Consider the following 3,335-nt stretch of genomic DNA (forward strand, 5'->3'; position numbering starts at 1 on the left):
TACAGTGCCTGGTCCCCACCAAACATTGTTTAAATCCTACAAGCTATGAAAAAAGTTTTAGCCACTCTTGGCTCAGTATTTAACGCGTTATGTTGCGGAATTTTTGGTCATTATTATACGGTAACAAAAAAAGTAACATCTCATATAAATGAGTACGAGTGCATACATTGCAAAAAACAAGTAACTACAGACGTAACCGGTAATTTGTCTGAGCTAACCCCAGAGTTAGAAGACATTAACAATACATTACAAAAAGTATACAGAAAAAAACACCAACACGCACCGCAGCACGCGGCTTAGTGTTATTGTTCTTCAGTAAGTGAATTCCAGCCCTGTGCGGTAATCGGAATTTTAGTATTATTCCTAGAAATTAAGTGAACTCCTTCATTCTTATCTGTCATATGCCCTACGACAGTTAAGTTAGGGTTACCTTTTATTTTTGGGAATTCTTTTTGGTCTATAGTAAACAATAACTCGTAATCTTCGCCGCCGCCTAATGCAACAGTAGTACTGTTTACTTTAAACTCTTCACAAGAGCTAATTACAGTTGGGTCTAACGGTATTTTGTCTTCGTACAAATTACAACCAACATTACTTTGGTCGCATAAATGTAAAATTTCTGAAGATAAACCATCGCTAATATCTATCATAGACGTTGGTTTAACACCTAAGGCATCTAGTAAAGGAACAATATCTTTACGAGCCTCTGGTTTTAATTGTCTTTCTACAATATATGTATACATAGATAGGTCTGGGTTGCTGTTTGGGTTTACTTTAAAAACCTCTTTTTCGCGTTCTAAAACCTGTAACCCCATATATGCAGCACCTAAATCTCCTGTAACAACAAGTAAATCGTTTGGTTTTGCTCCGTTTCTGTATACTAAGTTTTCTTCATTAGCTTGTCCAATTGCGGTAACACTAATAAGCATTCCTTTAGTAGATGAGGTAGTGTCGCCACCAATTAAATCTACATTGTACGTTTTTGCAGCTAATGCAATACCACTATATAACTCCTCTAAAGCCTCTAACGGAAACCTGTTAGATACAGCAATAGAAACTGTAATTTGTGTAGCGGTAGCATTCATTGCATATATGTCTGATAAGTTTACCATAACCGCCTTGTAGCCCAAGTGTTTTAGGGGTACGTAGCTAAGATCAAAATGTACGCCTTCTACCAATAAATCTGTAGAAACTACCATTTTTTTATCTTCAAGGTCTAAAACAGCAGCATCATCACCAATACCTTTTAGGGTAGATTTTTGCTTTATGGCAAAGTCCTTAGTAAGGTGATTAACTAAACCAAACTCGCCTAATTCTTCAAGAGATGTTCTCTTTGGATTTTTATCGTCTAACATACTGCAAAAATAATAAGGATATTGTACAAAATGTGTTTTTTACACATAAAAGAATCTTAATATACTTTAACTTTTATAGCAAATAGAGAAATCTTATATTATCATTCGTTATAATAATGTTAGGAAGTATGGTAAAACCCTACTTATACACTATATTTGTAAATTGTTTAGAACTAAACCAAATAAAATTTGAGTGGAGGTCTAATTTAAATTAAGATTAGTATGATAAAAGTCTCAGAAACAGCAAAGAAGAGGGTCGTAGATTTGATGACCGAAGGTGGCTTTGATGCTGAAAAAGATTTTGTACGTGTTGGCGTAAAAAGCGGTGGATGCAGTGGTTTATCTTACGAGTTAGATTTTGATAAAACTACCGGAGAAACAGATAAAGTTTTTGAAGATAACGCAGTACGAATTGTTGTAGATAAAAAAAGTTTTTTATATCTAGTAGGAACTACTTTGGAGTATTCTGGAGGATTAAACGGAAAAGGTTTTGTGTTTAATAACCCAAATGCACAAAGAACATGTGGTTGTGGTGAAAGTTTTTCGCTATAACGAAACTGAAAATAGAAAAAATGAAACAATGAGGTAAAGTTGCTTTAGCAAAATTACACCATTGGTAAATTGAAGAAAATGGCATATACAGAAGAAGAGTTAAAGAAAGAGCTAGAAACCAAAGAATACGAATACGGTTTTTATACAGACATAGAATCTGATACTTTTCCTATAGGATTAAGTGAAGAAATTGTGATCGCTATTTCTAAAAAGAAAAATGAGCCACAATGGATGACAGACTGGCGAATTGAAGCGTATCGTGTTTGGGAAAAAATGGAAGAACCAGATTGGGCAAATGTTCATTATGAGAAACCAGATTTTCAGGCTATTAGCTATTACTCTGCTCCTAAAAAGGCAGATCCTAACAAAACGCTAGAGGATGTAGATCCAGAGTTGTTAGAAATGTACAAGAAATTAGGTATTTCTGTAGATGAACAAAAGAAACTGCAAAATGTTGCTGTAGATATTGTTGTAGATTCTGTTTCTGTTGCTACTACTTTTCAAAAAACATTAGCAGAAAAAGGTATTATTTTTATGCCAATTTCTGAAGCTATACAAGAACATCCAGAATTGGTGCGTAAGTATATGGGTACTGTAGTGCCAACTACAGATAATTTTTATGCTGCACTAAACTCAGCTGTTTTTACAGATGGGTCTTTCTGTTACATTCCTAAAGGTGTACGTTGCCCAATGGAGCTATCTACTTATTTTAGAATTAACCAAGCAGGTACAGGTCAGTTTGAGCGTACTTTGGTTGTTGCAGATGAAGGTAGTTATGTAAGTTACTTAGAGGGTTGTACTGCACCATCTAGAGATGAAAACCAATTACACGCAGCCGTTGTAGAGTTAATTGCAATGGATGATGCAGAAATTAAATACTCTACCGTACAAAACTGGTTCCCTGGGAACAAAGAGGGTAAAGGTGGTGTTTATAATTTTGTAACTAAAAGAGCTTTATGTGAGAAAAACGCAAAAGTATCTTGGACACAAGTAGAAACTGGTTCTGCAGTAACATGGAAATATCCTTCATGTATTTTAAAAGGAGATAATTCTATTGGAGAATTTTATTCTATTGCTGTAACAAATAACTATCAGCAAGCAGATACAGGTACAAAAATGATTCACTTAGGTAAAAACACTAGAAGTACTATTATTTCTAAAGGTATATCTGCAGGTAAATCTCAAAATAGCTATCGTGGTTTAGTACAAGTTAGTAGCCGTGCAGACAATGCACGTAACTTTTCTCAGTGCGATTCTCTTTTAATGGGTAATGAGTGTGGTGCACATACGTTCCCATACATAGAGGCTAAAAACAAATCTGCAATGATAGAGCATGAGGCTACAACAAGTAAAATTGGTGAAGACCAAATTTTTTACTGTAACCAACGTGGTATAGATACAGAAAAAGCAATTGCATTAATTGTAAAC

At 34.7% G+C, this 3,335-nt stretch carries 4 protein-coding genes; 3 read left to right on the forward strand and 1 reads right to left on the reverse strand.

The annotated features are described in order from the left end of the window. Positions 1 to 45: 45 nt before the first annotated feature. Entirely contained in the window at positions 46 to 300 is a 255-nt protein-coding gene (locus ABJD66_RS03130; RefSeq protein ID WP_303539911.1) for a hypothetical protein, read from the forward strand. A 2-nt stretch (positions 301 to 302) separates the two neighbouring features. On the opposite strand, the gene thiL is transcribed toward ABJD66_RS03130, so the two are convergent. Beyond that, entirely contained in the window at positions 303 to 1,355 is a 1,053-nt protein-coding gene (gene thiL, locus ABJD66_RS03135; protein WP_348128125.1) for a thiamine-phosphate kinase, read from the reverse strand. A 222-nt stretch (positions 1,356 to 1,577) separates the two neighbouring features. Between thiL and ABJD66_RS03140 the strand changes: the two genes are divergently transcribed. Next, positions 1,578 to 1,907, forward strand: coding sequence for an iron-sulfur cluster assembly accessory protein (locus ABJD66_RS03140; RefSeq protein WP_100894232.1), 330 nt, complete (start codon positions 1,578 to 1,580; stop codon positions 1,905 to 1,907). Positions 1,908 to 1,985: 78 nt separating this feature from the next. Beyond that, positions 1,986 to 3,335, forward strand: a 1,350-nt coding sequence (sufB, locus tag ABJD66_RS03145) for a Fe-S cluster assembly protein SufB (RefSeq protein WP_348128128.1), incomplete at its 3' end; no start/stop codon positions are given.

This window comes from Cellulophaga sp. (assembly GCF_039943695.1).
In the GTDB taxonomy this organism is placed as follows: domain Bacteria; phylum Bacteroidota; class Bacteroidia; order Flavobacteriales; family Flavobacteriaceae; genus Cellulophaga.

Coding starts and splice junctions, on each gene's coding strand:
- ABJD66_RS03130 (WP_303539911.1), top strand. CDS start 46: ATGAAAAAAGTTTTAGCCACTCTTGGCTCAGTATTTAACGCGTTATGT.
- thiL (WP_348128125.1), bottom strand. CDS start 1,355: ATGTTAGACGATAAAAATCCAAAGAGAACATCTCTTGAAGAATTAGGC.
- ABJD66_RS03140 (WP_100894232.1), top strand. CDS start 1,578: ATGATAAAAGTCTCAGAAACAGCAAAGAAGAGGGTCGTAGATTTGATG.